We start from the raw sequence: 24,471 nt of genomic DNA on the forward strand, positions 1-24,471 counted from the left end.
CCGTCAGCCGAGGACGAGTTCGGGATCGTACATCTCCAGCCAGAGGGCGAGGTCGAGGGCGCGTTCGAGGCCGCGCCGGTCCGCCTGGCCGGTCATCGGGGCCTCCCGGTCCACGGCGCGGCGCAGCCGGGCGGGGTCGACGAGTTCGAAGACCCGGTGGTCCGGGCGGGCGAGCAGGTCCCGCGCCTGGTCCTGGAGGGCCGCCGCGTACCTGGGGTCCTGCGTCGAGGGGTACGGGCTCTTGACCCGGTCGTAGACGGACTTGGGGAGGACGTCGGCGGTGGCCTCGCGCAGCAGGGTCTTCTCCCGGCCGTCGTAGGACTTCAGTGCCCAGGGCGTGTTGTAGACGTACTCCACGAGCCGGTGGTCGCAGAACGGGACGCGGACCTCCAGGCCGACGGCCATGCTGGCGCGGTCCTTGCGGTCGAGCAGGATGCGCACGAAACGGGTCAGGTGGAGGTGGGAGACACGCCGCATCCGGTACTCGAAGTCGCTCTCGCCGTCCAGGCGCCGGATGCCCGCCACGGCGTCGCGGTAGCCGTCGGCGACGTAGGAGGAGAGGTCCAGGGCCTTCGTCAGGTCGGGGCGCAGTACGTCGGCGTCGTCCCCGAAGCGGCGGCCCATCGTCACCAGCCAGGGGAAGGCGTCGGCGGTGCGCGCCGCCTCGTCGAAGAACTGGAGGTAGCCGCCGAAGACCTCGTCGGCGGACTCGCCCGACAGCGCGACCGTGGAGTGCTCGCGGATGGCCCGGAAGAGCAGACAGAGGGAGGCGTCCATGTCGCCGAGGCCGGCGGGCAGGTCGCGGGCCCGGATCACCTTCGCGCGGATCCCGGGGTCGGCGAGGGCCTGGGAGTCCAGCACGATGTCCTGGTGGTCGGTGCCGGCCGTGCGGGCGACGTCGTGCACGAACGGGGTGTCGGGGGTGCCGCGCAGTTCGTCGGCGACGAAGTTCTCGGCCTGGCCGGCGAAGTCGACGGCGAAGCTGCGGATCCTCTCGCCCCGCCCGGCCAGTTGCCGGGCGCCGAGCGCGGTCAGCGCGGAGGAGTCCAGCCCGCCGGAGAGCAGGGTGCAGCGGGGCACGTCGGCGACGAGCTGGCGGCGCACGATGTCGTCGAGGAGGGTGCGGACATGGGCGACGGTGGCGTCCCGGTCGTCGGTGTGCGGGCGGGTCTCCAGCTCCCAGTAGCGGCGCTGCCGTACGCCGTCGCGGTCGACGGTGACGACGGTGCCCGGTTCGACCTCGTGGATGCCGTCCCACACGGCGTGCCCCGGCGTCTTGATCATGGTGAACAGTTCGCGCAGCCCGTCGAGCCGGACCCGGCGGCGGGCCAGCGGGTTGGCGAGGATCGCCTTGGGCTCGGAGCCGAAGAGGACGCCGTCGGCGGTGGGGTGGTGGTAGAAGGGCTTGATGCCCATGCGGTCGCGGACCATGACGAGCTTGTCGGCGCGGCCGTCCCAGACCGCGAAGGCGTACATGCCGTTGAGACGCTCGGCGAGCGCGTCGCCCCACTCCAGGTAGCCGCGGAGCACGACCTCGGTGTCGGAGTCGGTGGTGAAGCGGTGGCCGCGGCCGGCCAGGTCGCGGCGGAGCTCGGTGAAGTTGTAGGTCTCGCCCGAGTAGACGAGGGCGACCGTGCCGTGCGGGGTCTCGGCGGTCATCGGCTGCCGGCCGCCGGGCAGGTCGATGATGGCGAGCCTGCGGTGGCCGAGCGCCGCGGGGCCCTGGGCCCAGACGCCGCGGTCGTCCGGTCCCCGGCAGGACATCGTCTCCGTCATCGCATCCAATGCCGCCCGCTCGGTCTCCAGATCGCGGTCGAAGGAGACCCAGCCGGTGATGCCGCACATGTGCTACCTCCTGCGTGCGGTCCGCCCTGAGCGTCCACCCCGACGTGCGTTTTCGCACGCGGGAGCGAACCACCCGGCAAACCAGTTGTACTTGCCATCTACATATCGAGCCTGCGCGCCACGAGCGGGAACGGTCAATGCGTCCGTAACGTGATCGACACACGGAGGCTCGTCATTTCGGCCACACTTTGCGATCGCGATACCTTCGGACCCGCCCATGAGGGGCCCGTGCCGCGCGGAACCGGCCACGGGCAAAAACTGCCCCAACGCCGCCTCGGCCGCCGTCCGCCCGCCCTTGACGGCCGTGACACCCTGGTCGTGCGGGACGACCGGGAGGAGCCGACGGGACATGGGGCAGTCGCTGGGCGTGGCGGTGCTGGGCGCGGGACACATGGGCGCCGATCACATACGCCGCCTGGACACGGTGGTGAGCGGCGCCCGGGTGGTGGCCGTCGCCGATCCCGACGCCGACCGGGCCGAGGCGGCGGTCGCCGGACGGGAGGGCGTCGCGGTCCGCACCGACCCCGAGGCCGCGCTCGACGCGCCCGGCGTCGAGGCGGTGCTGATCGCCTCCCCCGGCGAGGCCCACGAGGCGGCACTGCTCGCCGCCTTCGAGCGGAACCTGCCGGTGCTGTGCGAGAAGCCGATGGTGCCCGACCCGGCGGGCGCGCTGCGGGTGGTGGAGGCCGAACTCCGGCTGGGGAGACGGCTGGCGCAGATCGGGTTCATGCGCCGCTACGACACCGAGTACGCGCGGCTCAAGTCGACGCTGGACAGCGGGCGGCTGGGACGTCCGCTGATGCTGCACTGCGTGCACCGCAACGTCTCCTCCCCGCCCCGCTTCACCTCGGCGATGCTGGTGAACAGCTCCCTCTCGCACGAGATCGACGCCGCCCGCTGGCTGCTCGGGCAGGAGCCGGTCGCGGTGACCGTGCACCGGCCGCGGCCGTCCGCCGGCGCGCCCGCCGGGCTGCACGACCCGCAGTTCACGCTCCTGGAGACCGACGGGGGCGTCCTGGTCGACGTGGAGGTCTTCGTCAACTGCGGCTTCGGTTACCAGGTCCGCTGCGAGGCCGTCTGCGAGGCGGGCGGTGTCCGGATCGGGGAGGAGCACGGCATCGCCGTGACGGCGGCGGACGGCGTGCGCCGCCAGGTGCCGGGGGACTACCTCGTACGGTTCGCCGACGCCTACGACCGCGAGGTGCGCGCCTGGGTCGACGCCGCCCGGCGCGGCCGGGTGACCGGACCGAGCGCCTGGGACGGTTACGCGGCGTCCGCGGTCGCCGAGGCCGGCGTCCGCGCCCTGGAGTCCGGCACCCGTACGGCCGTCGCCCTCGCCCCGCGCCCGGACCTGTACGGGGAGCACGCGACGGCGTAGGACACCAGGGCGTCTCCGGCGTCGGGCGCCCCGCCCGCACCTCGACTCCCGTGGCCCGCCTGCGTCCTGGTCCACCGGGAGGGCATGAGATACGACCGGACGAGTCGCTCGCCCCGGGACTCTGGCATATGCCATCGGCATCGCCGTATCGTGTGTCACCAAATCCCTCACAGAGCGTCGCGGGCTGTGCAACAGTCATTACGTCCCTGCGCCCCTTCCGTCCCCGCCTGGCCGTACCGTCTGCACACCGGAGTGCGTCATGCCGTCCCATCTCTCCGCGGACCCTCCCTCCGCACAGCCGTCGCAACACGGCTCGGTGGAGGCGCTGATAGCGCAGGCGCGACGGCTCAAGGGCGAGGTGGACGCCGTACGGCGCGGCGCACGCGGGAACGGGGCGGATCCCCGGGGCCGCTGGCAGCTCGCCCTCTACGACCTGGCCCTGCACCAACTCGACGACCTCGACCAGCACCTGGCCCAGCTGCGCGACGGCCCGCTGCCCCGGACGCCGCCCGGCGAACCCGCCGCCCGGGCCGGCTCGCTGCTCAGCCGGGTCGGCAGCGCGGAGTGGAACCTGCTGACGGACGGGGCCCACTGGTCCCCGGAGCTGTACCGGATCCTGGGCCGCGACCCCGCCGCTCCCCCGCTCACCCTGGACGAGCTGCCCTCCGTGGTCCTGGAGGAGGACCGGCCCGAGCTGACCGCGATGGTCACCGGCTGCCTCGTCGACGCGCGCCCGATCAACGGCGAGTTCCGTGTCGTCCGGCCCGACGGCACGGTGCGGACGGTGCACATGATGGGCGAGCCCGTGCTCGACCCCCACGGCAGCACCGCCTCGATGTGGGCGGTGCTGCGCGACGTCAGCGAACTGCGCCGCAGCCAGCGGACGGTGCGTGAGACCCGCGACTCCCTCCCCGCCGCCGAGCACCGGGTGCCGCCCCGGGCCACCGGCGGGGCACCGGAGAGCACGCCGCCCCGCCCGCCCGGCCGGCTGTCCCGTACGGCCGGTCTGGAGCTGGCCGTCGCGCTGCCACCGGAGACCGCAGGACCGGCCGGCGCCCTCTGGTACGACGCCTGCGAGATCGCCGAGGGCGTGACCTTCCTGAGCGCCGGCTCCCTCACCCGGCCCGGCCCGGACGGGACCGCGGACCCGGCACTGCTGGCCGGCACCCTGCGCGGCATGGCGCTGGCCGGCCTGACCCCCGCGGCGCTGCTCGACCGTCTCGACCGCCTGCCCGGCGCCGCCCCCCGGCCCGCCCTGGACGGCGCCGTGTGCTGTGCCTACCGGGCCGCCGACCGCACGCTGGTGTGGGCGCACACCGGACGCCCCGCCCCGCTGCTCTTCCGCGGCGGGACGGGGCGCGTGCTGGGCCCCGGGCGCGAGGAAACCCTCGAAGCCGGGGACCTGCTGCTCGTGCACACCGGGACGGCACCGGCGGACCGGCTCCTCGCCCTGGCTCCCCGGCTGGACGGGGCAGGCCCGGCACAGGACGCCGTACGGCTGGTGGCACGGGAGTGCGCCGCAGCGGACCCGGCCGGACGCCGCCGGGACACCGGCTGTGTACTGGCCGCCCGGGTGAGAGAGTAGGAGATCAGACGTGGGCTACGCGGAGGCGCTGTTGCCGGGCTTCCCCTTTCCCTTCGTCTTCGGCAGCGCCAGCCTGATCTCCTCCCGCAGTTGCTGGATGTCCGGATAGCCGGCGTACTCGGCGGTGAGCCGGTACATCTGGCGCAGCCGGTCCCAGGTGCGGTGGGAGGAGTTGGAACCCATCGCCATCAGGGCCAGCCGGGCGTAGCGGTCCGCCTGTTCCGGGTCGTCGGCGATGAAGCAGGCCGAGGCCATGGAGAGATGGTCGAAGATCTTCGACCGCCCCCGGGCGTCGGTCCGCAGGTCCAGTGCCTTCCCGGCGTAGTACTGGGCGTGTGCCGCCGCGCCCGGGTCGAACTCGGCCAGGGTGCGGTAGGCCAGGGCCGTCATGCCGTACAGGTCCTCCTCCGTGAAGAGCTGCATCCAGTCCGGCGGCTCGATGTCGTCGCGGTCGGAGACGAACAGGTCCTCGGCCTGGCCGAGGGTGCGGCGCATGGCCTGGCCCTTGCCCATCGACGCCTGCGCCCACGCCTCGATGGTGTGGAACATCGCCCGGGTGCGCGGCAGCAGCCGCTCTCCGGCACCGGACGTGGCGAGCTTCATCAGGTCCAGCGCGTCGTCGGGCCGGCCCAGGTGCACCATCTGGCGGGCCGCCCGGGAGAGCGCCTCGCCTGCCCGGGGCCGGTCGCCGCCCTCACGCGCGGCGTGGGCGGCGATGAGGAAGTACTTCTGGGCCGTGGGTTCCAGGCCGACGTCGTGCGACATCCAGCCGGCCAGGACGGCGAGGTTGGCGGCGACGCCCCACAGGCGCCGCTGGAGATAGGGAGGGTGTCGGTAGGCGAGCATGCCGCCCACCTCGTTGAGCTGGCCCACCACCGCCTTGCGCTGGAGCCCGCCCCCGCGGGCGGCGTCCCAGGCGCGGAACACTTCGACCGAACGCTCCAGTTCCTCGATCTCCTGCGACCCGATGGGAGCGGCCTCGTAGCGGTCGAACCCGGCGGGGTCGGCGGTGTGCAGGGGACGGTCGAGGTCGGGAGCGTCGGCAGCCAGAGCAGGGTCGGTGTGCAGCCAGTCGTGCATGGCGCCGCTGAGTGCGGATCCCGCGGCGAGCGCGGCGCCCGCGCCCACCAAGCCGCGTCGGTTGAGCATGAGGTCCATTCCCGTGAATTCGGTGAGGACCGCGGCGGTCCGCTCGGGCGCCCACGGCACTCCGTCGGGATGTTCCTCGCTCCCGCCGCCCTGCCGTCTCCCCGCACGCCCGTGCCGGACCAGACCGAGATCCTCGATGGTCACGACACGGCCGAGACGCTCGGTGAACAGCACCGCCAGCACCCGCGGCACCGGATCGCGCGGGATCTCTCCCCTGTCGATCCACCGCCGCACCCGCGAGGTGTCGGTCGCCAGCTGGGGGTGGCCCATGGCCGCCGCCTGCCGGTTGACCAGCCTCGCGAGTTCGCCCTTGGACCAGCCGGCCAGGCCGAACAGGTCCGAGAGCCGGGTGTTGGGTCGTCCGCTCACGTCAAGCCCCCAGGTTCTCGGCTGAGTTGACAGTAGCCCCGGGCAGGTTGCCGGGCGACTATTCGCCAGGGTTCGCCAGGGTTCGCCAGATGGTGTGCCAGGGCCGGTCGGGTGTCAGGTAGGAACGCGTCACCCCGACTTGGCCGCCGCCGGGACACTCCCCAGGGTGGCCCGACGGCGGCCGGTCGGGCGGCGCGGCCCACGTGCCGTGCCGGAACACGGCACAGGCACAGCACGCATTCGCCGGCCCTGGCTGAACGGCTGGACACGCGGTCCAGCCGGCAGTCGGCAGCCGGCCCAGGCAGTACAGCAGGAACACGAAGGGATCTGTCTCGCCCATGTACGCAGCATCGTCCTCCGTGTCCGCCCCGCCCCGGTCGCCGCACGCCCGCCCGGCGGGCAGCGGCCCGTACCTGGCCCCTCCGCGACCGGCGGGCCCCGTCCTCGGCGCGGGCACGGCACGGCGCGCCACCGGGCCCGGCGCGCCACCCCTCAGCGGAAGAATCGACCTGTCCGGCGCCCAGGGTGCCCAACTCCGTACGGCGATCGCCGCCGTACACCGGATCTGCCCGGAGTTCTCGCCGGTCCAGGTACTGCGGCGCAGCGGACGGTCGGTCCTGCTGGTCGGCACCACGGGGCGCAACACGGCCGTCGCCAAGTGTCTGCTGGACCACTCGCCCGCGTGGGCGGAGCGGATCCGGCACGAAATAGCGGCCTACCGCACGTTCGTCCGGCACCGCCCGCCGGCGCGGGTGCCGAGGCTGATCGCGGCGGACCCGGACAACTGCACGCTCGTGATCGAGCGGATGCCGGGACGGGTGGCCGCCGTGCAGCGGCACCCGGTGGAGACTCCGCCGCGGGCGGACATCAGGGCGGCGCTCGGCACGATCTGCCGGCTCAACGCCTGGCGGCCGCCGGCGGACACCTTCGGCCAGCCCCTGAAGTACGCGGAGCGGATCTCCCGGTACCACGAGCTGGGACTGCTCACCGACCGGGACCTGGGCGACCTCCAGAAGCTGCTGCACGGCATCGCGCACGCGGCCGGAGGCCAGCCGATGGGCCAGTTCTGCCACGGCGACGCGCTGCTGTCGAACATCCTCCTGTCACCGGCCGGTCCAGTCCTGGTGGACTGGGAGCACGCGGGCTGGTACCTGCCGGGCTACGACCTGGCGACGCTGTGGTCGGTGCTCGGGGACGCGCCGGTGGCCCGGCGGCAGATCAGCCAGCTCGCCCAGTCGGGTGGCCCGGCCTCGCGGGACGCGTTCCTGGTCAACCTGATGCTGGTGCTGACCCGGGAGATCCGTACCTACGAGACGGCGGTGCAGCGTTCGATGCGCGACGGGACCCTGGCGGCGCCGGTGGCTCCGGGTGCCACGACGTCGGGTGAGGAGCAGCGGCTGCTGCTGCGCCGACTGCACGACGACTGTCAGCTGGCCCGCCGGGCCGTGCGGGCGGCGGTCGGCACGCGCTGAGCGAAGGTCCAGAAGGTCGGGAGGACCCAGAAGGCCCAGAGGTCCGCGGTGGCTTGGCAGGGGCACACCGCGGACCTTTCGCGTGCCTGCCGCCGGGGCGGCCGGCGGTCTGCTCCACTGACGCCGCCCAGGCCCGCGGGCCGCCCGCCCGGAAACCCCGCCGCCCCCTTCGCTGACGTGAGAAGGCCGGTGCGCGTGGGCGTGATTGACGGATTGTCGGACCGCCGGGTACCACTGACGGACGCCCGGCCCGCACGCCCCGCCAACGCCCCACGTCACAGGAGGCTGTCTTGCGAGGATCCGCCCCCGGCCCCGTTTCCGTCCCCGTCGGCAGACGCCGACGCCGTCGCGTCCTGCCCGTCGCGGCGGTGCTGCTGCCGCCGCTGCTCGGCGCCGCCCCGCCCACCGGCCCGGCGTCCGCCGCCACGTCCGCCTCCGTCCCGTCCGTCCCCTCCGTCGTGTCCGTCGTGTCCGCCTCCGGGTCCGCCCCGGACGGCCTCCAGCGGGCGTTCGCCGCCGCGGCGGCCGAGTACCGGGTGCCGCAGAGCGTGCTGCTGGGTGTCTCCTACCTCCAGTCCCGCTGGGACGCGCACGGCGGCGTGCCGAGCGTGACGGGAGGGTACGGCCCGATGCACCTCACCGACGCCCGCACCGCCCTGGCCAACAGTTCCTCGCACCACGACGAGGGCACCGAGGACCCGCGCGGCGACGACGCCCGGCCCGCGCCGCGCCCCGAACCGGCCGCACCGGTGACCGAGGCGTTGCCGGCCCGGCTGTCCACCCTGCCCCGGGCGGCCGGGCTGACCGGGCTGAGCCCTCAGGCGCTGCGCACCGACCCGGCCGCCAACGTGGTCGGCGGTGCCGCGCTGCTGGCCGCCGCCCAACGGGAGTCGGGCGAGCCCCTGAGCGCCGACCCGGCCGACTGGTACGGGGCGGTGGCCCGTTTCTCCGGCGCCGACGACACCGCGACCGCGTCGGCGTACGCCGATGACGTGTACGCGGTGATCCGGGCCGGGGAGCGGCGCACGACGGACGCGGGCCAGCGGGTCGTACTGGCCGCCCGTCCCGATGTGGCGCCGGAGACCGGGCAGGTGGCGCGCACCGGGCTGCGTACGGCGTCGGCGGCCGGCACCGAGTGTCCGCGCACCGTCTCCTGCGAGTGGATACCGGCGCCGTACGAGGAGTTCGGGGACGGCGACTACGGCAACCACGACCTGGGCGACAGGCCCGCCTCGCAGCGCGTCCGGTACATCGTCGTGCACGACACCGAGGGCGCCTGGGACGGCGTGCTGAACATGGTGCGGGATCCCACCTACGTCTCGTGGAACTACACGCTGCGCTCCACCGACGGCCACATCGCCCAGCACGTGAAGGCGAAGGACGTGGCCTGGCACGCGGGCAACTGGTACGTCAACGCGGGCTCGATCGGGCTGGAGCACGAGGGGTTCCTGGCGCAGCCGGACGCCTGGTACACGGAGGCGATGTACCGGTCGTCGGCGCGGCTGGTGAAGTACCTGGCGAAGAAGTACGGCATCCCGCTGGACCGGCAGCACGTCCTGGGCCACGACAACGTGCCCGGCCCGACCGCGTCCACGATCCCCGGCATGCACACCGATCCGGGGCCGTACTGGGACTGGGCGCACTACTTCCGGCTGCTGGGCCGGCCCTTCCGGGCGACCGCGGGGAAGAACGCCGCGGTGGTGACGATCCGCCCCGACTACGCGGCCCACCGGCCGGTGTTCACGGGCTGCGGGAGCGCGGGCGAGCCGTGCGCGGGGCACGGTTCCAGCGCGGTGCGGCTGTACTCCGACCACTCCGAGGACGCGCCGCTGATCAAGGACATCGGCCTGGGCACGGCGCCGACCACGGGCGTGAACGACCTCTCGTCGCGGGTGTCCGCCGGCCAGCAGTACGCGGTGGCCGGCCGGTGGGGGGACTGGACGGCCGTCTGGTACCTGGGCCAGAAGGCGTGGTTCAGGAATCCGCCGTCCCGGCCCACCGCCGTGCCCGCGAAGGGCACGACGGTGACGGCCAGGCGGGGAGCGGAGAGCGTCCCGGTGTACGGGCGTGCCTATCCGGAGGCGTCGGCCTATCCGGAGGGGGTGCCCGTCCAGGCGGTGTCCCCGCTGCCGTACCGGCTGCCCGCGGGCCAGAAGTACGTGGTCGGCGACGAGGTCCCCGGCGAGTACTACTACGCGGTCACCTTCTCCGAGGACTCGCACCGGGTGGTGACCGGCGAGGACCGGTACTACGAGATCCAGTACGGCCACCGGGTGGCGTATGTGCGCGCCGCCGACGTGGAGGTCGTGCGCTGAGCCTCAGCCCTGCTGGAACAGTTCCGCCGGGAGCGGTTTCAGCAGGGCGTACAGGTCGTCGGTGATGGGGCGGTCCCAGGCGGCGATGGTCACCAGGACGTTGTCGCTGCGGTCGAACTGCACGCAGGAGATCCGGCTCTCGGAGAGCTTCAGGCGACGCACGATCAGGAGGTTGTCGCCCTGCATCACGGGAGTGTCCTCGGTGCCGACGACGGTCACCTCCTCGTCGTTCTCCAGGGCCAGCAGCAACTGGGCGACCTCGAACGGGATCTCTCCCTCGGGAACCTCGCGGGCCGGGGAGCCCTCCGGCAGATTGCCGATGATCATCGCGGGGCCGCGGCCGCCGAACAGGTCGTAGCGCAGGAAGACGCCCTGGCACGTGCCGTCCGGGGCGGGCAGCAGGCCGGCGCCCAGATTGCCGGGCCAGTCACCCGGGTCCATGGCCAGTACGTCGAAGTCGGGCCCGGCGGGCGTGGCGCTGCGGCGGCGGAGGAACGACATGCCGCCCATGGTACGTGGTCGCGCCCGACCGGCTCGGTGCCCTCGGCCGGTCAGGGGCGGGGATCGGGGGGCGGGAGCCGAGGGCGCGGGTCACTCCTCCGGCGGTGCGGGCGGCACCACCGCGACCGGGGCGGCGGCGTGCAGCAGCACGGCGTGGGCGACCGAGCCCATCATCCGGGCCGGGGCCAGCAGGCGCCGCCGGTGGCGGCCGACGACGACCAGGTCGGCGCCTGCGGAGGCGGCGACGAGGTTGCCGGCGGCGTCACCGGGCACGGCGTGGGTCTCGGCCCGGACGCCGGGGTGCCGTCCGCGGTGGGGGGCGAGCAGGCCGTCGGCGAGGACCCGGGTCTCGCTCGCCACGGCGACCTCGTCGATGACCGGGGCCACCGCCTGGCCGGGGGCCGTCATCCAGGTCTGCACCGGCCACGGGTAGGCGGCGACCACCTGGAGGCGGGCGTCGCGCAGCGCGGCCTCGGCGAAGGCGAAGGCGAGCGTGGTCTCGTCGGGGCTGTCGACGTGCAGTCCGACGACCACCCGGGGGCCGGGCTCGGCCGGTGCGGTGCCGTGGACCTCGCGGCCGGGGCGGGGCACCACGACGACGGGGCACTCCGCGTCGCGGGCGGCGGCCAGCGAACTGGAGCCGAGCAGGAGACTGGTGAAGCCGCCGCGGCCCCGGGAGCCGAGTACCAGGAGCTGGGCCTCGGCGCCGAGTTCCGGCAGAGCGGCGGCGGGCACGCCGTCCGCGCCGATGTACTCGACGGCCGGTCCGCCGTCCTGCTGTTCCCGCAGGCGGGCGCGGGCCGCGTCGAGGACGGGGTCGTCGTCCGGGTCGGGGGGCGGGACGACGGCCAGGACCTCCGGCTGCGCCCAGGCGGCGTACTGCCGCACGTGCACCACCCGCAGGGGGGCGTCGCGTCTGCGGGCGGCGTCCCGGGCCCAGTCCAGGGCGCGCAGGCTGTCGTCCGAGCCGTCGGTCGCGGCGACGACGGGCAGAGTGCTCATGGGTCCTCACCTCCGGGGAGTACGGCCTCCTCCCTCCGGGCCGGCCGCGCTCGGGCGCGGTCCGGAAGGAGTGCTCAAGGTCGCGTGTCCGGAAAAACGGGGGGAACACCACCTTCGGCGCGGCCGGTCGGCCCGCCCGCCCGCGCCGCCGGGCGTCTCAGGTGAGGTCGAACTCCCCTTCCCGCGCTCCCGACACGAAAGCCCCCCATTCGTCGGGGGTGAAGATCAGGGAGGGGCTTTCCGGGCGGGCACTGTTGCGCATGGCGATGAAACCTTCGACGAAGGCGATCTGGACATCGCCCCGGCCACCGCTGCTGGACTGCCAGTGCGCGTTGCTGAGGTCCAGCTCCGGCTTGTCCCAGCCGATGAGCGGGCGCTGGTGGGTGGTGGTCTCGGCCACGTCCGTGCTCCTCCCGATTGCGTCGTCCGCGGGTCAGCCTAGCGATCGAGTGCAACCGCCGACAGGCCGTACGGGCGGGACCTTTCGGGAGAGAGCCGGTCCGTCGCGGGCGCGGATCACCGGCCCGGTGCGCCGGGCCGGCCGGCCGCCCGGCGCCTATTGGTCGAAGACGGCCTTCTGCACCTCGTTGGGCCCGTCGAAACTGTCCTTCTTCAGTCCGCCGAGGCGGCTGACGACCTTGTCGTCGGCCTTGTTCTTGCGGGCGCAGTCGACGAGCGACTTCTTGTCCGCCGGGTAGTCCGCGCCTCTGAGGGCCTTCTGCAGGTCGATGGGGCTGAGGTCAGCCATGACGGCCTCCTTGTCGTACAGAGTCACGCACAGCGCGTGCATTGCAGGTATTGCGTGCGGATCGTCCGCTATGTCGCGGTACCCGTTCTGACACGGCACATGCGCCCCTCAGTACGCCGGGTCAGTGGGCCGGGCTCTCCAGGACGGCCATGGCCGCGTTGTGCCCGGGTACCCCGCTCACCCCGCCGCCACGGACCGCGCCGGCGCCGCACAGCAGAACGTTCGGGTACGGGGTCTCCACGCCCCAGCGGCCGGTGCCTTCCTGGGCGTACGGCCAGGTCAGCTCGCGGTGGAAGATGTTGCCGCCGGGCAGTGCGAGGTCGCGTTCCAGGTCCAGCGGGGTCTTCACCTCGACGCAGGGGCGGCCGTCCGCGTCAGTGGCCAGGCAGTCGGCGAGGGGCTCGGCCAGGTGGGCGTCGAGCTGGGCCAGTGTCGCCCGGAGCAGGTCGTGACGCACGGTGTCGTGGTCCCGGGCGAAGAGCCGGGCGGGGGTGTGCAGGCCGAACAGGGTGAGCGTGTGGTGGCCCCGCCCGGCGAGGCCGGGGCCGAGGATCGTGGGGTCGGTGAGCGAGTGGCAGTAGATCTCCGAGGGCGGGGCGGCGGGCGGCCTGCCTGCCGCCGCCTGGGCGTGGGCGGCGGCCAGTTGCCGGTAGCCCTCGGCGACGTGGAAGGTCCCCGCGAACGCCTCCCGGGGGTCGACCGCCGGGTCGCGCAGGGCGGGGAGCCGCGTCAGCAGCATGTTCACCTTGAGCTGCGCGCCCTCGGCGGGCGGCGGAGGAGGAGCGCCGGTCAGCTCCGCCAGCGCCTGCGGGGAGGCGCCGACCAGCACGTGGCGGGCGGCGGCGACGCCCTCGCCGTCGGCGGTGCGCCAGGTGACCTCGGCCGACCGGCCGTCGGTGTCGACGCGTACCGCCTCGTGTCCGGTGGCGAGCACGGCGCCCGCGTCGCGCGCCGCCGCGGCCAGCGCGTCGGTGAGCGCGCCCATGCCGCCGACCGGCACGTCCCAGGCGCCGGTGCCGCCGCCGATCACGTGGTACAGGAAGCAGCGGTTCTGTCGCAGGGACGGGTCGTGGGCGTCGGCGAAGGTGCCGATCAGAGCGTCGGTGAGGACCACGCCGCGCACCAGGTCGTCGGCGAAGTGGTCCTCGATCGCGACGCCGACCGGCTCCTCGAACAGGGCCCGCCAGGCCGTCTCGTCGTCGACCCGGCGGCGCAGTTCCGCCCGGGTGGGCAGGGGCTCGGTGAGGGTCGGGAAGACCTTGCGGGCGACGTGGCCGGTCATGCCGTAGAACCGCCGCCAGGCCGCGTACTCGCGCTCGCCGCCGGTGAGCCGGGCGAAGGAGGCGCGGGTGCGCCGCTCGTCCCGGCCGACCAGCAGACCGGTGGGCCGCCCGTCCCGCTCCACGGGTGTGTACGAGGAGACGGTACGGGGCCGGAGGCGGAAGTCGAGGCCGAGGTCCCGGACGATCTTCGCGGGCAGCAGGCTGACCAGGTAGGAGTAGCGGGACAGCCGGGCGTCGACTCCGGCGAACGGCCGCGTGGACACGGCCGCGCCCCCGGTGCGGTCCAGCCGCTCCAGCACCAGGACCGAGCGCCCTGCGCGGGCCAGGTAGGCGGCGGCGACCAGGCCGTTGTGGCCTCCGCCGACGATGACGACGTCGTGTCCGCGCGTGCCGCGCTGCGTGGTCATGGCAGTCATGGCGGGCATGGCTCTTGGTAGCACGCGTCGGTCGGCCCCGCCAGAAGGCCGAGGGACGCAGGGCGGTCTACGACGGCCGCGCTCGGGGCTCGGCCCGCGCTGCGCCTGGCCCGGCGCGGTCCGGTGGTGCAGGGGCTGGGCCGTCTCCCCCGGCACCGCCCGCCGACGGCTCCGTCAGCGGCCCTCCGGCGGCTCCCGCCGCCGGAGGGCCGCCCCGCCATACAGCTCTCTCGCCTCGGCGGTCCGGCCCAGCTGCTCCAGACAGTGCGCCTCGTCCTCGCGGGCGGCGGCCGTGTCGGGGTGGTCGGCGCCCAGGACGCGTTCGCGGGCGGCGGTCACCCGGCGGTACTCGGTCAGCGCGGACTCCCAGCGGCCCAGCCAGCCCAGGCCGACGGCGACCTCGCGGCGGCTGACGAGGGTGTCGGGGTGGTCGGGGCCGAGGACGCGTTCGCGGGTCGCAGCCACCGCGCGGGACTCGGCGAGCGCCTCCTCCCAGAGCCCGAGCCGGCCGAGGTTGACGCCGATGCCGTGCCGGGCGCGCAGGGTCTCGGGGTGGTCCGCGCCCAGGACGCGGGCGCGGTCGTCGGCCAGTTCGCGGTACAGGGTGAGCGCCTCGCCGCCGCGGCCGAGCCGCCCCAGGCTGATGCCGGTCTCGTAGCGCGCGGCGAGGGTGTCGGGGTGGTCGGCGCCCAGCACCCGGGCGCGGGCGGCGGCCACGCCCCGGTAGGTGGCGAGCGCCTCCTTCCAGCGGTCCAGCTGGCCCAGGGCGTACGCCACCTCGTAGCGGGTGACGAGGGTGTCGGGGTGGTCGGCGCCCAGCACCCGGGCGCGGGCGCCGGCGACGTCGGCCGCCATCCGGTGGGCGTCCGTCCAACGGCCGAGCCGGCCGAGGCTGAAAGCGAGGTTGTGGCGGCAGCGCAGGGTGTCGGGGTGGTCGGCGCCCATGGTGTGCTCCCGGGCTGCGAGGACGGCGGCGTACACCTGGTGGGCGTCGGCGTGCCGGCCCAGCCGCCCCAGGACGTACGCCATCTCCTGGCGGACGGCGAGGGTGTCGGGGTGGTCGGGGCCGAGGACCCGGATCCTGGCCTCGGCCACCCGCTTGTAGACGCGGAGGGCGTCGGCGGGGCGTCCGGTGCGGCTGAGGGCGAAGGCGGCCTCGTAGTGGCTGGCCAGGGTGTCGCAGTGGTCGGGGCCGAGAAGGCGCTCGCGGGCGGCGGCGACCGTCCGGTGCACCTCGCCGGCCTCGGTCCAGCGGCCCAGCCGGCCCAGCCGCAGGCCGACGTGGTGCCGGGCGGCCAGGGTGGCGGCGGTCTCGTCGGCGGGCCGCGCGAGCCGCCCGTCGGACGCGCCGCCCGCCTCCCCGCCCGTACCGGACGCCCCGGAGCCGCCGCCCGCCACCGCTTCGGAGCCGGCCGAGCCGTCGGCCGTGCCCCGGGCGTACGTCCAGGACGGCGGGCCCGCCGCGCGCCCGGCCGGCTGGGGCGCCCGCGGCCGGACCGCGACGGCGGTCGGCACATACGCCGGTGCGGTGCGGCCGGCCGCGATCCGGCGGCCCAGCTCCCGGGCGTCGCCGGGGCGCTGCTCGGGCCGTTTGGCCAGCAGGTCCAGGATGATCCGCTCCAGGTAACCGGGCAGGTCGGGCCGGTGGCCGCGGGGCGGCAGCGGCGGGGTGTCGCGGTGGCCGGCGAGCACCGCCCAGGGATCGTCCAGGTCGAACGGCGGTACTCCGGTGGCCAGTTCGTACAGCACGCAGCCCAGCGAGTACAGGTCGCTGCGCCGGTCGACCTCCGTGCCGCCGATCTGCTCCGGGGACATGTAGTGCGGGGTCCCCATGGCGACGCCCGTGCCGGTGAGCCGGGCGGTGAACCCCACGTCGTGGCCGAGCCGGGCGATGCCGAAGTCGCAGATCTTCACCGTGCCGTCGGCCAGCCGCACCATGTTGGCGGGCTTCAGGTCCCGGTGCACGATGCCCTGCTCATGGGTGTAGGCGAGGGCGGCGGCGACCTGTTCGGCGATGTCGACGACGTCGGAGACCGCCAGCGGATGGTGCTTGTTGTCCTCCAGGAGCTGACTGAGGTTGCGGCCCTCCAGCAGTTCCATGACCAGGAACAGCACCCCGTCGAAGTCACCGAAGTCGTGCACCACGGTCACCCCGCGGTGCTGGAGCGCGGCGGCCACCCGGGCCTCGCGACGGAACCGCTCCCGCAGTACCCGGGTGAAGGAGTGGTCGTCCTGCGCGGCGAGCGGTTTCAGGCACTTGACGGCCACCCGGCGGCCCAGCGACTCGTCGCGGGCCCGCCACACCTCCCCCATCCCGCCGCGTCCGATCAGGTCGAGCAGCCGGTACCGGCCTTGGATCAGCGTGCCGTCCCCCGTGCACCCCGTGGACCCCATAGAAGCGCGCCCCCGTCGCTGTCGCTCCGCCCTCCCCTGGCCCGTCCAGTATGGCGGTCTATGGGCCTGGTTTGTACGGTGCCGGGGCCGCCCGCGGTCCGATGCCTTATCGGCGCGCACGGGGGCGGTGCTCACCGGCGCGCCCGGGCGCGGGTCAGCGCAGGGTGTCGAGGAACGCCCCGCACGCCTTGGCGCAGTCCCGGCACGACGCGGCGCTGTCCTCCGCGCCCGGCTGCCGGTCGAAGCCCTGTGCGCTCTCCAGGCACACCTGCCGGCACCACTCCAGCTGGACGCGTATCGCCTCCTCGTCCACCTGGGTCTGCTCGGAGAGCACCCGGCAGGTCGCGTCGCAGACCTCGGCGCACATGATGCCCTGGCGCCGCACGAGTTCCTGGTTCTCCGTGCCGTCCGGGTCCACGAGGCTCGCCCGCAGCGCGCACACGCGGGCGCACTCGGTGCACGCCTGTGCACATGCGAAGCGGTCCTCGAGGAACTGGAACAGCTCCTGCTGCGAACTGGGCGAACTGGGTGAACTGGCGGAGCTGGTCGAAGTGGTCGAAGTCGTGGAAGTCACACCGGGCGGGTTGCCGCCGCGGCTCGCGCCAAACCCGCCGAGCCCGGTGTCCCCAAGGCCTCCGGCCTGTTTTCCGCCACCCGCCCCGGGCACTCGTGCACCCTCCGGAAGCGACGATGAACGGAGGTGGACGACATGCCGGGACGACAGGAACTGCCGTCGACCCTGGAGCGGTCTCCCCGGGAGGCCCAGCGCACGTGGATCAAGGCGCACGACTCGGCCGTGCGGGAGTACGGCGAGGGCGAGCGCGCCCACAGGGTGGCCTACGGCGCGCTGAAGCACACGCACGAGAAGGTCGGCGACCACTGGGAACGCAAGGAGGGCGGCCGCAAGGGCCCCTCGGACCCGCAGTCGGCCCGGCCCCGGGGGCAGGGCGGACGCAGCGGCGAGGGCGTCGACGAGAAGGCGACCAAGCAGCACCTGTACGACGTCGCCAAGCGGCTCGGCGTCGAGGGGCGGTCACGGATGTCGAAGGAGGAGCTGCTCGGCGCGATCCGCAAGGCGAACCGTTCGCAGACGCGATCCGCGCGATCGAGCTGAGGGGTTCGTGGCGGGCACCGGGGGTACTCGGCGCCCATGACTAGCGCATGGATGGAGATGGCCGCGAGCAACGGCGCCATGGGCGTCGGACTGGTCGTGGCGGCTTTCGTGGTCGTGGCGCTGCTGATCGGCGCCTTCGCTGTCGGCATCCGCGTCAAGCGCCGGGAGTCGCCGCCGCCGACTCCGGACGAGCAGCCGCACATGCCCGCGGGCGGACCGGTCCGCGAGACACGGGAGAGCAGGGCGCCCGACGAGGTGCCGCGCGGCGACGAGCGGCTGCTGCCGCACGACCTCCATCGCCAGAGCAGCCGCTCCGCCCCGGGGCAGCCGCGACGCCGCTGGGACGAGGGCAGCAGCGGTTCGTTCGGCAGTGGCGGGCCGGGCGGCGGTCACTGACCGACAAGGCCGCCGGCCGGCCCGGTCACTGTGACGAGGTCACCGGATGACGAGATGACCGAACGAGGAAGTGGCTGAACGAGGAAGTGAGAATCATGGCGGACCCCGCCCACAACGCCCTGCCGTTGCCCGACTACGACCATCTGCCGCTCGGCAGCCTGGAGAGCCGGGTGCGGTCGCTGGGCACGGACGAGGTGGAGGAACTGCTCGCCTACGAGCGGTCGCACGGCGACCGGCTGCCGGTGACGGAGCTGCTGGCGTCCCGTCTGGAGCAGTTGCGGGCGGGTGCGGTGCCGACGTCCGGCGACCCCGGTGCCCTGCGCCCCGAGCAGAGCCGGGGCCACGGCGGCTCCCCCGTCTCCCCCGCGACCTCGCCGCAGCCGTTCGGCGCACCGCCGCACGGCACCCCGGACCAGCGGGGCAAGCCGAAGGGCGACCGGAGCTGAGCCGCGCGGTTTCCGGCCCGGACCCCCGGGAAACCCATGGTCCGTGCTGCCGCTGAACAGGAGAAGGGCCCGCGCGGGTGCGCGGGCCCGTCGCGTGGGCGAGCGTCTCGCCGACCGGGCCGACGCGCGGCTGCCCGTCCTGGAGGGCGGGCGGCTGCTGCGCAAGGCGTTCCCGGACCACTGGTCGTTCCTGCTGGGCGAGCTGGCCCTGTACTCGTTCGTGGTCCTGCTGCTCACCGGCGTCTGGCTGACCCTGTTCTTCGACCCCTCCATGACCGAGAGCGCGTACGGCGGTTCCTACCGGCCGCTGCTCGGGGTGCGGATGTCGCAGGCGTACCGCTCGACGCTGGACATCAGCTTCGAGGTGCGCGGCGGGCTGCTGATCCGGCAGCTGCACCACTGGGCGGCGCTGGTGTTCCCGGCGGCGATCGGGGTCCATCTGCTGCGGGTCTTCTTCACCGGCGCGTTCCGCCGTCCGCGCAAGGCCAACTGGGTGATCGGCGTGACGCTGTTCCTGCTGGCCCTCGCCGAGGGGTTCGCGGGGTACTCGCTCCCCGACGACCTGCTGTCCGGCACCGGCCTGCGGATCGCGCAGGGCATCACGCTGGCGGTGCCGGTGGCGGGGACGTACGTCAGCATGTTCGTGTTCGGCGGCGAGTTCCCCGGTCAGGACGTCGTCCCGCGCCTGTACTCGCTGCACATCCTGCTGCTGCCCGGACTGCTGCTGGCGCTGGTCTGCGCCCATCTGGTCCTGGTCTTCCACCTGAAGCACACCCAGTGGGCGGGCCGGGGCCGCACCGAACGCAACGTGGTGGGCAAGCCCCTGGTCCCGCGCTTCGCGGCCAGTTCCACGGGCCTGTTCTTCCTGGTCTTCGGGGTGCTGACGCTGCTGGCGGGGGTGGCGCAGATCAACCCGGTGTGGGCGTACGGCCCCTACCGCGCCGACCTGGTCTCCACCGGGTCGCAGCCCGACTGGTACGTCGGCTTCCTGGAGGGCGCGCTGCGGCTGGTGCCGCCGTGGGAGACGGCGGTGGCCGGGCACACGGTGATGTGGAACGTCCTGCTGCCCGCGCTCGTCCTGCCCGGGCTGCTGTTCGCGGTGCTGTACTCCTACCCGTTCTTCGAGCGGTGGGTGACGCGTGATCAGGAGGAGCACCACCTCGCCGACCGGCCCCGGGACAAGCCGGTGCGGACGGGCCTCGGAGTCGCGGCGATCGCGTTCTACGCGGTGCTGACGGCGGCCGGCGGCAACGATGTCCTCGCCCACGCCTGCGACGTCTCGCTCAACCTGCTGACCTGGGTGTTCCGGGTGGCCCTCGTGGTGCTGCCGCCGGTCGCGTTCATGGCGGCCAAGCGGGTCTGCCTGGCGCTCCGGGAGGCGGACCGGGAGCGGCTGGCCGAGGGTGCGGAGACGGGCGAGGTGCGCCAGACCCTCGCGGGCGGCTACGCCGAGCGGCACGAACCGCTCGACGAGGCGCACAGGTACGTGCTGTACGGCCGGGACCTGCCCGAGCCGCCGGCGCCCGAGGAGGCCGGGGGCCGGGCGGGGCGGTTGCGGGCCTCGTTGAGTTCCTGGTACTGCGACGACCGGGCCGGCGCGCCTCAGTCGTCCGACGACGACGCCCTGGAGCGCTGACCCTCGCGCCGCGCGTACTGGAAGACGGTGCCGAGCACCCCGGGGGCGAGCACGCCGAAGCCCAGCAGCGCCAGCCACAGGCCGTGGACGACGCCGAGGGCGAGGAGGAGGGCGCCCAGCGCGGTGACGAGGGGCCAGGGGCTGCGCGGCGGGAAGAAGTCCAGCGGTCCGGCGGTGTCGAGGACCTCGGCGTCCCGGTGGTCCTGCGCCCGGAAGCCGTGCCTGCGGTACTGGACCCGGCAGAAGAACGCGACGAGCGCCGCCATCAGGAAGGCGACGGTCAGGACGGCGGTACCGGCGGGTTCGGCGGAGAACCAGCCGTAGCCGGCGGCGGTGACCGCGAAGAACAGCGCCACCCCGGTGAACAGTCGGGACTCGGTCTTCACCGCGCGTGCCTCTGGTCGTGTCGGCTGATGTCGGGGTGGTGCAGGTCGAACGCCGGGGACTCGGAGCGGATGCGGGGCAGCGCGTGGAAGTTGTGGCGCGGGGGCGGGCTGGAGGTCGCCCACTCCAGGGACCGCCCGTAGCCCCAGGGGTCGTTCTCCCGCGCGGCGCGGCCGTGGTGGCGGGTGTGCCACACGTTGTAGAGGAACGGCAGGGTGGACAGGCCGAGCAGGAACGCCCCGATGGAGCTGACGGTGTTGAGCAGGGTGAAGCCGTCGGCGGCCAGGTAGTCGGCGTAGCGGCGGGGCATGCCCTGTTCACCGAGCCAGTGCTGGACGAGGAAGGTGGTCTGGAAGCCCGCGAACAGCGTCCAGAAGTGCACCTTTCCCAGCCGTTCGTCGAGCATCCGGCCGGTGAGCTTGGGCCACCAGAAGTAGAAGCCCGCGAACATGGCGAAGACGACGGTGCCGAACAGCACGTAGTGCAGGTGGGCGACGATGAAGTACGAGTCGGTGAGGTGGAAGTCGAGCGGCGGGGAGGCGATGAGGACGCCGCTCATGCCGCCGAGCAGGAAGGTCACCAGGAAGCCGCAGGACCACAGCATCGGCGTCTCGAAGGAGAGCGACCCTCTGACCATCGTGCCGATCCAGTTGAAGAACTTGACCCCGGTGGGCACGGCGATCAGGAACGACATCAGGGAGAAGAACGGCAGCAGCACGGCGCCGGTGGCGAACATGTGGTGGGCCCAGACCACGGCGGAGAGCATGGTGATGGCGATGGTGGCGCCGATCAGGCTGACGTAGCCGAAGACCGGTTTGCGGCTGAACACCGGGATGATCTCGGAGACGATGCCGAAGAACGGCAGCGCGACGATGTACACCTCGGGGTGGCCGAAGAACCAGAACAGGTGCTGCCAGAGCAGGGCGCCGCCGCTGGGGGCGTCGAAGATGTGCGCGCCGAACTTCCGGTCCGCCTCCAGGGCCAGCAGCGCGGCCGTGAGCACCGGGAAGGCGGGGAGCACCGGGAAGGCGGGGAGCACCAGGATGGACGTGAACAGTACGTTCCAGGTGAAGATCGGCATCCGGAACATGGTCATGCCGGGGGCGCGCAGGCACAGGATCGTGGTGATGAAGTTGACCGCGCCGAGGGTGGTCGACACCCCGGACAGGACCAGGCCCATCGTCCACAGGTCGCCGCCGGTGCCGGGGCTGAAGACGGGGCCGTTCAGCGGGGCGTAGGCGAACCAGCCGAAGGCCGCCGCTCCCCCGGGGGTCAGGAACCCGGCGACCACCGTCAGCTCCGCCGAACAGGTACAGCCAGTACGACAGGGCGTTGAGCCGGGGGAAGGCGACGTCCGGGGCGCCGATCTGGAGCGGCATCACGGCGTTGGCGAACCCGGCGAACAGCGGGGTCGCGAAGAGCAGCATCATGATCGTGCCGTGCACGGTGAAGAGCTGGTTGTACTGGTGGCTGGTGACCAGTTGCAGCCCCGGGCGGGCGAGTTCGGCGCGCATCAGCATGGCGAGCAGGCCGCCGAAGAGGAAGAAGCCGAAGGCGGTCGTCAGGTAGAGGTTGCCGATGACCTTGTGGTCGGTGGTCGTCGTCCACCGCACCAGGGCCCGGCCCAGGGTCCGGTTCGTCCGGGTGGGCCGGCGTGCTCCGCGCGGCTCCACGGTCGTGCTGTCCACCGCCATGCGGCGGAGGGTACCCAGTGATCGGGGGGCAGTCGCACGGCCACGCCGTCGGCGGACGGCCGTGGCCGTGCCGGTCACACGCTCAGGGCCGCCCGGACCACCGCCCCGGGCCGCCGTCGGGGGGCGGGGCGAGGATCGTCGCGGGTGCCCGGGCCCGGGGCCGTGGGCCCGGGCCGGCGGTCTCAGGTCCGTGGGCCCAGCAGGCGGATCGCGTCGGCGGCCACGGTGCCGTCCGCGTCGTCGGTCAGCTCCACCGAGGTGTCGAGACCGGCCCGCAGCCGGAACTCGCCGAGCGAGACCCACGAACCGCCTCGCGGCTCGCCGGCGCCCGCGACCCGCTGGTCGATCCGTACGGTGTCGCTGCCGTCGCCCCGGCGGACGGTGTACGGGGCGTTGCTCGCGCGGCCGGCGGCCGGGGGGTAGGACGTTTGTATCTCGTACACCCCGTCCTGCGGCACGACCGGCCGCCAGCGCACCCTCCGCTCTCCCGAACCGGCGGGCGCGGTGCGGTAGTTGCCGGACCAGAAGCCCGGGTCCGCCGTCGTCGTCGGCCAGCTGCCGCTGACGACCTCGAAACCCAGCCGGTCGTTGTCCACCACCACCTCCCGGCGTACGTCGGCGGAGCCCGGCGCCTCGGTCAGGGCGAGCGAGTCGAGGCCGAGCCGCATCCCGCCGCCCCGGCCGGCCCCCGTCACCTCGCACCGCAGGGTGTGCTGCCCGGCACGCAGCCGGGTGCTGCCGAGACGGGCCAGGTCGAAGCCGTCCGCCGACTGCGCCGTGGTGTCGAGCACGAAGGCGGGCAGTGCGGCGCGGTCCAGCGTGACGGCGGCCAGTGCGCCGTCGGCGGTGCGGTGGTGGCGCAGGAGCAGTTCGTACTCCGCGGTGCGCGGGACCCGGAAGGTGAACACCACCGCGTCGCCCACCCGTCCGGGGGTGAGGAACAGCCGCTCACCACGGCGCGCGAGGGGGTCCGCGACGGTCCGCACCTCTCCCCCGGTCACCTCGCGGTCCGCCGCGGCGAGGGCGATCACGGTCTCCCGCAGGCGCGGGCCCCGGCGCAGGCTGTCGCGGCCACGGGTGAGCCAGTCGAGCGAGAAGCGGCAGACGGCGACCCGGCGCGGGGCACTCGCCAGGTCGCCGTCGCAGCCGTAGAGCAGCACGATGGTCCCGTCGGAGAGCCGGGCGAGATCCGAGTAGAAGGAGCGGTTGGCGTTGATGACCCGGTGGTACCGGTACGAGACGCCTTCGTCGTAGCTGACCGACACCGTCATGTTGTACCGGACGGGGGAGTCGGGGCGGCTGAAGAGCACCCGTCCGGGCTCGTCGCTGCCGGGGCCGCCGGTGTAGCGCAGCAGCCCGGCGTCGACCGCGTTGAAGGAACCGGTGCCCCCGTCGAACGCCGGCCGGGACCAGGTCATGCCGTCGTCCGGGCTGACGGAGACGATGCGCTGCCCTTCCCCGCCCGCGGCGGCCCGCCCGTTGACGAGCACGGTGCCGTCGGAGCGCTGCACCATGCGCGCCTCGTTGATGGGGTACTTCACCTGGACGGGTACTTCGCCGGTCGCCCGCCAGGTGGCGCCGTGGTCGTCGCTGTAGATCGGTGCGACGCCGTAGTACCGCTCGGCCACGGTGTTGCCGACGATCACCCTGCGGTGCGCGCAGTTGAGCAGCAGCCGGCCGGAGCGCAGTTGCAGTCCGTGGCCCGGACCGGGACCGTGCAGCGCCCAGTCGTAGGGGAACCCGTCGAACAGACCCGCCAGGTTCCGTACGTCGCTCCAGGTCCGGCCGCTGTCCCGGCTGGAGATCACGTAGAGGTCGCCCGAGTCGCCCGAGCAGGTGGTGTTCTGCGGCAGTCGCTGCGAGAGCATGTAGAAGAGGAAGACCTCCCGGGTCTCCCGGTCGACGACCAGCGCCGGATTGCCCCAGGACCGGCCGTCGACGGAGGTGACCAGCGTCCGGCTGGCCTCCCAGGTCCGGCCGCCGTCGGTGCTGCGGCGCAGCAGCAGGTCGCGCGGCCCGGCGTCGCACACCTCGTGGCGGCCCTCGGTCACGGCCAGCAGGGTGTCGTCGGGCAGCGCGGCGAGCGCGTGGACGTGGTAGTTCACGAGCGGGCCCTCCGCGGAGTCCCAGAGGGTCTGCTCGTGGAAGAAGGGGCCGTGCCGGTCGGAGGCGGACCGCCGGCCGGCGGCGTGTGCCGGGGGTCCGAAGGCCGCCGGGCCGAGCGTGGCGGTCACCGAGGCGCCGAGGACGCCCAGGGCGAAGAATCTCCGGTTCACGGCGGTGCGACGGGGTCTGCTGTCGGTCATCGCGGGGCCACCCCTTTCGGGCGGTGCGGAGGAGGGGG

The 24,471-nt window shown here is 73.8% G+C and carries 19 protein-coding genes and 1 pseudogene; 8 read left to right on the forward strand and 12 right to left on the reverse strand.

Annotated elements, in window-relative coordinates; genetic code table 11:
* Window positions 1–3: 3 nt before the first annotated feature.
* Window positions 4–1,845, reverse strand: coding sequence for an asparagine synthase (glutamine-hydrolyzing) (gene asnB / locus ACZ3IG_RS26000; protein ID WP_467435040.1), 1,842 nt, complete (start codon window positions 1,843–1,845; stop codon window positions 4–6).
* A 349-nt stretch (window positions 1,846–2,194) separates the two neighbouring features.
* On the opposite strand from asnB, the gene ACZ3IG_RS26005 reads away from it, so the two are divergent.
* Together ACZ3IG_RS26005 and ACZ3IG_RS26010 are read left to right on the forward strand one after the other, a co-directional pair.
* Complete coding sequence (locus tag ACZ3IG_RS26005; protein WP_467435042.1) at window positions 2,195–3,223, forward strand: Gfo/Idh/MocA family protein; 1,029 nt, start codon at window positions 2,195–2,197, stop codon at window positions 3,221–3,223.
* A 259-nt stretch (window positions 3,224–3,482) separates the two neighbouring features.
* On the forward strand, window positions 3,483–4,808 hold the full coding sequence (locus tag ACZ3IG_RS26010) for a PAS domain-containing protein (RefSeq protein ID WP_467435043.1): 1,326 nt from the start codon (window positions 3,483–3,485) through the stop codon (window positions 4,806–4,808).
* A gap of 15 nt (window positions 4,809–4,823) precedes the next feature.
* Here ACZ3IG_RS26010 and ACZ3IG_RS26015 read toward each other — a convergent pair whose 3' ends face one another.
* Window positions 4,824–6,326: a DNA-binding protein NsdB gene (locus ACZ3IG_RS26015; protein ID WP_467435045.1), complete on the reverse strand. Its 1,503-nt coding sequence runs from the start codon at window positions 6,324–6,326 to the stop codon at window positions 4,824–4,826.
* A gap of 338 nt (window positions 6,327–6,664) precedes the next feature.
* Here ACZ3IG_RS26015 and ACZ3IG_RS26020 point away from each other — a divergent pair, with 338 nt between their 5' ends.
* Together ACZ3IG_RS26020 and ACZ3IG_RS26025 are read left to right on the forward strand one after the other, a co-directional pair.
* The gene (locus ACZ3IG_RS26020; RefSeq protein WP_467435046.1) at window positions 6,665–7,798 is read left to right on the forward strand and encodes an aminoglycoside phosphotransferase family protein; all 1,134 of its coding nucleotides are present in this window, start codon (window positions 6,665–6,667) and stop codon (window positions 7,796–7,798) included.
* Between the two features lie 458 nt (window positions 7,799–8,256).
* Window positions 8,257–10,113, forward strand: coding sequence for an N-acetylmuramoyl-L-alanine amidase (locus ACZ3IG_RS26025; protein ID WP_467435177.1), 1,857 nt, complete (start codon window positions 8,257–8,259; stop codon window positions 10,111–10,113).
* A 3-nt stretch (window positions 10,114–10,116) separates the two neighbouring features.
* Here the strand turns inward: ACZ3IG_RS26025 and ACZ3IG_RS26030 are convergent, their stop codons facing one another.
* The 7 genes from ACZ3IG_RS26030 to ACZ3IG_RS26060 all read right to left on the reverse strand — a co-directional run bounded on the left by ACZ3IG_RS26030 (window position 10,117) and on the right by ACZ3IG_RS26060 (window position 17,031).
* Complete coding sequence (locus tag ACZ3IG_RS26030; RefSeq protein ID WP_215167132.1) at window positions 10,117–10,614, reverse strand: hypothetical protein; 498 nt, start codon at window positions 10,612–10,614, stop codon at window positions 10,117–10,119.
* Window positions 10,615–10,704: 90 nt separating this feature from the next.
* On the reverse strand, window positions 10,705–11,616 hold the full coding sequence (locus tag ACZ3IG_RS26035) for a universal stress protein (RefSeq protein WP_467435047.1): 912 nt from the start codon (window positions 11,614–11,616) through the stop codon (window positions 10,705–10,707).
* Between the two features lie 157 nt (window positions 11,617–11,773).
* On the reverse strand, window positions 11,774–12,016 hold the full coding sequence (locus tag ACZ3IG_RS26040) for a DUF397 domain-containing protein (RefSeq protein ID WP_467435048.1): 243 nt from the start codon (window positions 12,014–12,016) through the stop codon (window positions 11,774–11,776).
* Window positions 12,017–12,172: 156 nt separating this feature from the next.
* Complete coding sequence (locus tag ACZ3IG_RS26045) at window positions 12,173–12,364, reverse strand: DUF2795 domain-containing protein (RefSeq protein WP_467435049.1); 192 nt, start codon at window positions 12,362–12,364, stop codon at window positions 12,173–12,175.
* Window positions 12,365–12,485: 121 nt separating this feature from the next.
* Window positions 12,486–14,054 (reverse strand): phytoene desaturase family protein, encoded by a 1,569-nt coding sequence (locus ACZ3IG_RS26050; RefSeq protein ID WP_467435050.1) that lies wholly within the window; start codon window positions 14,052–14,054, stop codon window positions 12,486–12,488.
* Between the two features lie 183 nt (window positions 14,055–14,237).
* Window positions 14,238–16,457 (reverse strand): serine/threonine-protein kinase, encoded by a 2,220-nt coding sequence (locus tag ACZ3IG_RS26055; protein ID WP_467435051.1) that lies wholly within the window; start codon window positions 16,455–16,457, stop codon window positions 14,238–14,240.
* Window positions 16,458–16,611: 154 nt separating this feature from the next.
* Window positions 16,612–17,031, reverse strand: a complete 420-nt coding sequence (locus tag ACZ3IG_RS26060; protein WP_467435052.1) for a four-helix bundle copper-binding protein — start codon at window positions 17,029–17,031, stop codon at window positions 16,612–16,614.
* Between the two features lie 135 nt (window positions 17,032–17,166).
* Between ACZ3IG_RS26060 and ACZ3IG_RS26065 the strand changes: the two genes are divergently transcribed.
* The 4 genes from ACZ3IG_RS26065 (at window position 17,167) to qcrB (ending at window position 20,049) form a co-directional block, all read left to right on the forward strand.
* Window positions 17,167–17,571: a ChaB family protein gene (locus tag ACZ3IG_RS26065; protein WP_467435054.1), complete on the forward strand. Its 405-nt coding sequence runs from the start codon at window positions 17,167–17,169 to the stop codon at window positions 17,569–17,571.
* A 36-nt stretch (window positions 17,572–17,607) separates the two neighbouring features.
* The gene (locus ACZ3IG_RS26070; protein ID WP_467435055.1) at window positions 17,608–17,967 is read left to right on the forward strand and encodes a DUF6479 family protein; all 360 of its coding nucleotides are present in this window, start codon (window positions 17,608–17,610) and stop codon (window positions 17,965–17,967) included.
* A 95-nt stretch (window positions 17,968–18,062) separates the two neighbouring features.
* A complete protein-coding gene (locus tag ACZ3IG_RS26075) occupies window positions 18,063–18,413 on the forward strand; it encodes a DUF8129 domain-containing protein (protein WP_467435057.1) in 351 nt (116 codons plus the stop codon).
* Window positions 18,414–18,459: 46 nt separating this feature from the next.
* Window positions 18,460–20,049 carry a cytochrome bc1 complex cytochrome b subunit gene (qcrB, locus tag ACZ3IG_RS26080; RefSeq protein ID WP_467435179.1) on the forward strand — a complete coding sequence of 530 codons (1,590 nt, stop codon included), beginning with the start codon at window positions 18,460–18,462 and terminating at the stop codon, window positions 20,047–20,049.
* Here the strand turns inward: qcrB and ctaF are convergent.
* From ctaF to ACZ3IG_RS26095, 3 genes and pseudogenes are all read right to left on the reverse strand, one after another.
* Window positions 20,016–20,435 carry an aa3-type cytochrome oxidase subunit IV gene (gene ctaF / locus ACZ3IG_RS26085; protein WP_467435058.1) on the reverse strand — a complete coding sequence of 140 codons (420 nt, stop codon included), beginning with the start codon at window positions 20,433–20,435 and terminating at the stop codon, window positions 20,016–20,018. The two genes, qcrB and ctaF, sit on opposite strands and share 34 nt — an antisense overlap.
* A pseudogene (ctaD, locus tag ACZ3IG_RS26090) lies at window positions 20,432–22,127 on the reverse strand (aa3-type cytochrome oxidase subunit I). Before ctaD ends, ctaF begins: the two are co-directional and overlap by 4 nt.
* 182 nt (window positions 22,128–22,309) lie before the next feature.
* Complete coding sequence (locus ACZ3IG_RS26095; protein WP_467435059.1) at window positions 22,310–24,433, reverse strand: golvesin C-terminal-like domain-containing protein; 2,124 nt, start codon at window positions 24,431–24,433, stop codon at window positions 22,310–22,312.
* Between the last annotated feature and the right edge of the window lie 38 nt (window positions 24,434–24,471).

This window comes from Streptomyces sp. NPDC016677 (assembly GCF_055562815.1).

Excerpts from the sequence above, each read along its gene's own strand:
- ACZ3IG_RS26075 (WP_467435057.1), top strand. The coding sequence starts at position 18,063 with ATGGCGGACCCCGCCCACAACGCCCTGCCGTTGCCCGACTACGACCAT.
- ACZ3IG_RS26050 (WP_467435050.1), bottom strand. The coding sequence starts at position 14,054 with ATGACCACGCAGCGCGGCACGCGCGGACACGACGTCGTCATCGTCGGC.
- ACZ3IG_RS26020 (WP_467435046.1), top strand. The coding sequence starts at position 6,665 with ATGTACGCAGCATCGTCCTCCGTGTCCGCCCCGCCCCGGTCGCCGCAC.
- ACZ3IG_RS26055 (WP_467435051.1), bottom strand. The coding sequence starts at position 16,457 with ATGGGGTCCACGGGGTGCACGGGGGACGGCACGCTGATCCAAGGCCGG.
- ACZ3IG_RS26045 (WP_467435049.1), bottom strand. The coding sequence starts at position 12,364 with ATGGCTGACCTCAGCCCCATCGACCTGCAGAAGGCCCTCAGAGGCGCG.
- ACZ3IG_RS26010 (WP_467435043.1), top strand. The coding sequence starts at position 3,483 with ATGCCGTCCCATCTCTCCGCGGACCCTCCCTCCGCACAGCCGTCGCAA.
- ACZ3IG_RS26005 (WP_467435042.1), top strand. The coding sequence starts at position 2,195 with ATGGGGCAGTCGCTGGGCGTGGCGGTGCTGGGCGCGGGACACATGGGC.
- ACZ3IG_RS26035 (WP_467435047.1), bottom strand. The coding sequence starts at position 11,616 with ATGAGCACTCTGCCCGTCGTCGCCGCGACCGACGGCTCGGACGACAGC.
- ACZ3IG_RS26070 (WP_467435055.1), top strand. The coding sequence starts at position 17,608 with ATGACTAGCGCATGGATGGAGATGGCCGCGAGCAACGGCGCCATGGGC.
- asnB (WP_467435040.1), bottom strand. The coding sequence starts at position 1,845 with ATGTGCGGCATCACCGGCTGGGTCTCCTTCGACCGCGATCTGGAGACC.
- ACZ3IG_RS26030 (WP_215167132.1), bottom strand. The coding sequence starts at position 10,614 with ATGTCGTTCCTCCGCCGCCGCAGCGCCACGCCCGCCGGGCCCGACTTC.
- ACZ3IG_RS26065 (WP_467435054.1), top strand. The coding sequence starts at position 17,167 with ATGCCGGGACGACAGGAACTGCCGTCGACCCTGGAGCGGTCTCCCCGG.
- ACZ3IG_RS26095 (WP_467435059.1), bottom strand. The coding sequence starts at position 24,433 with ATGACCGACAGCAGACCCCGTCGCACCGCCGTGAACCGGAGATTCTTC.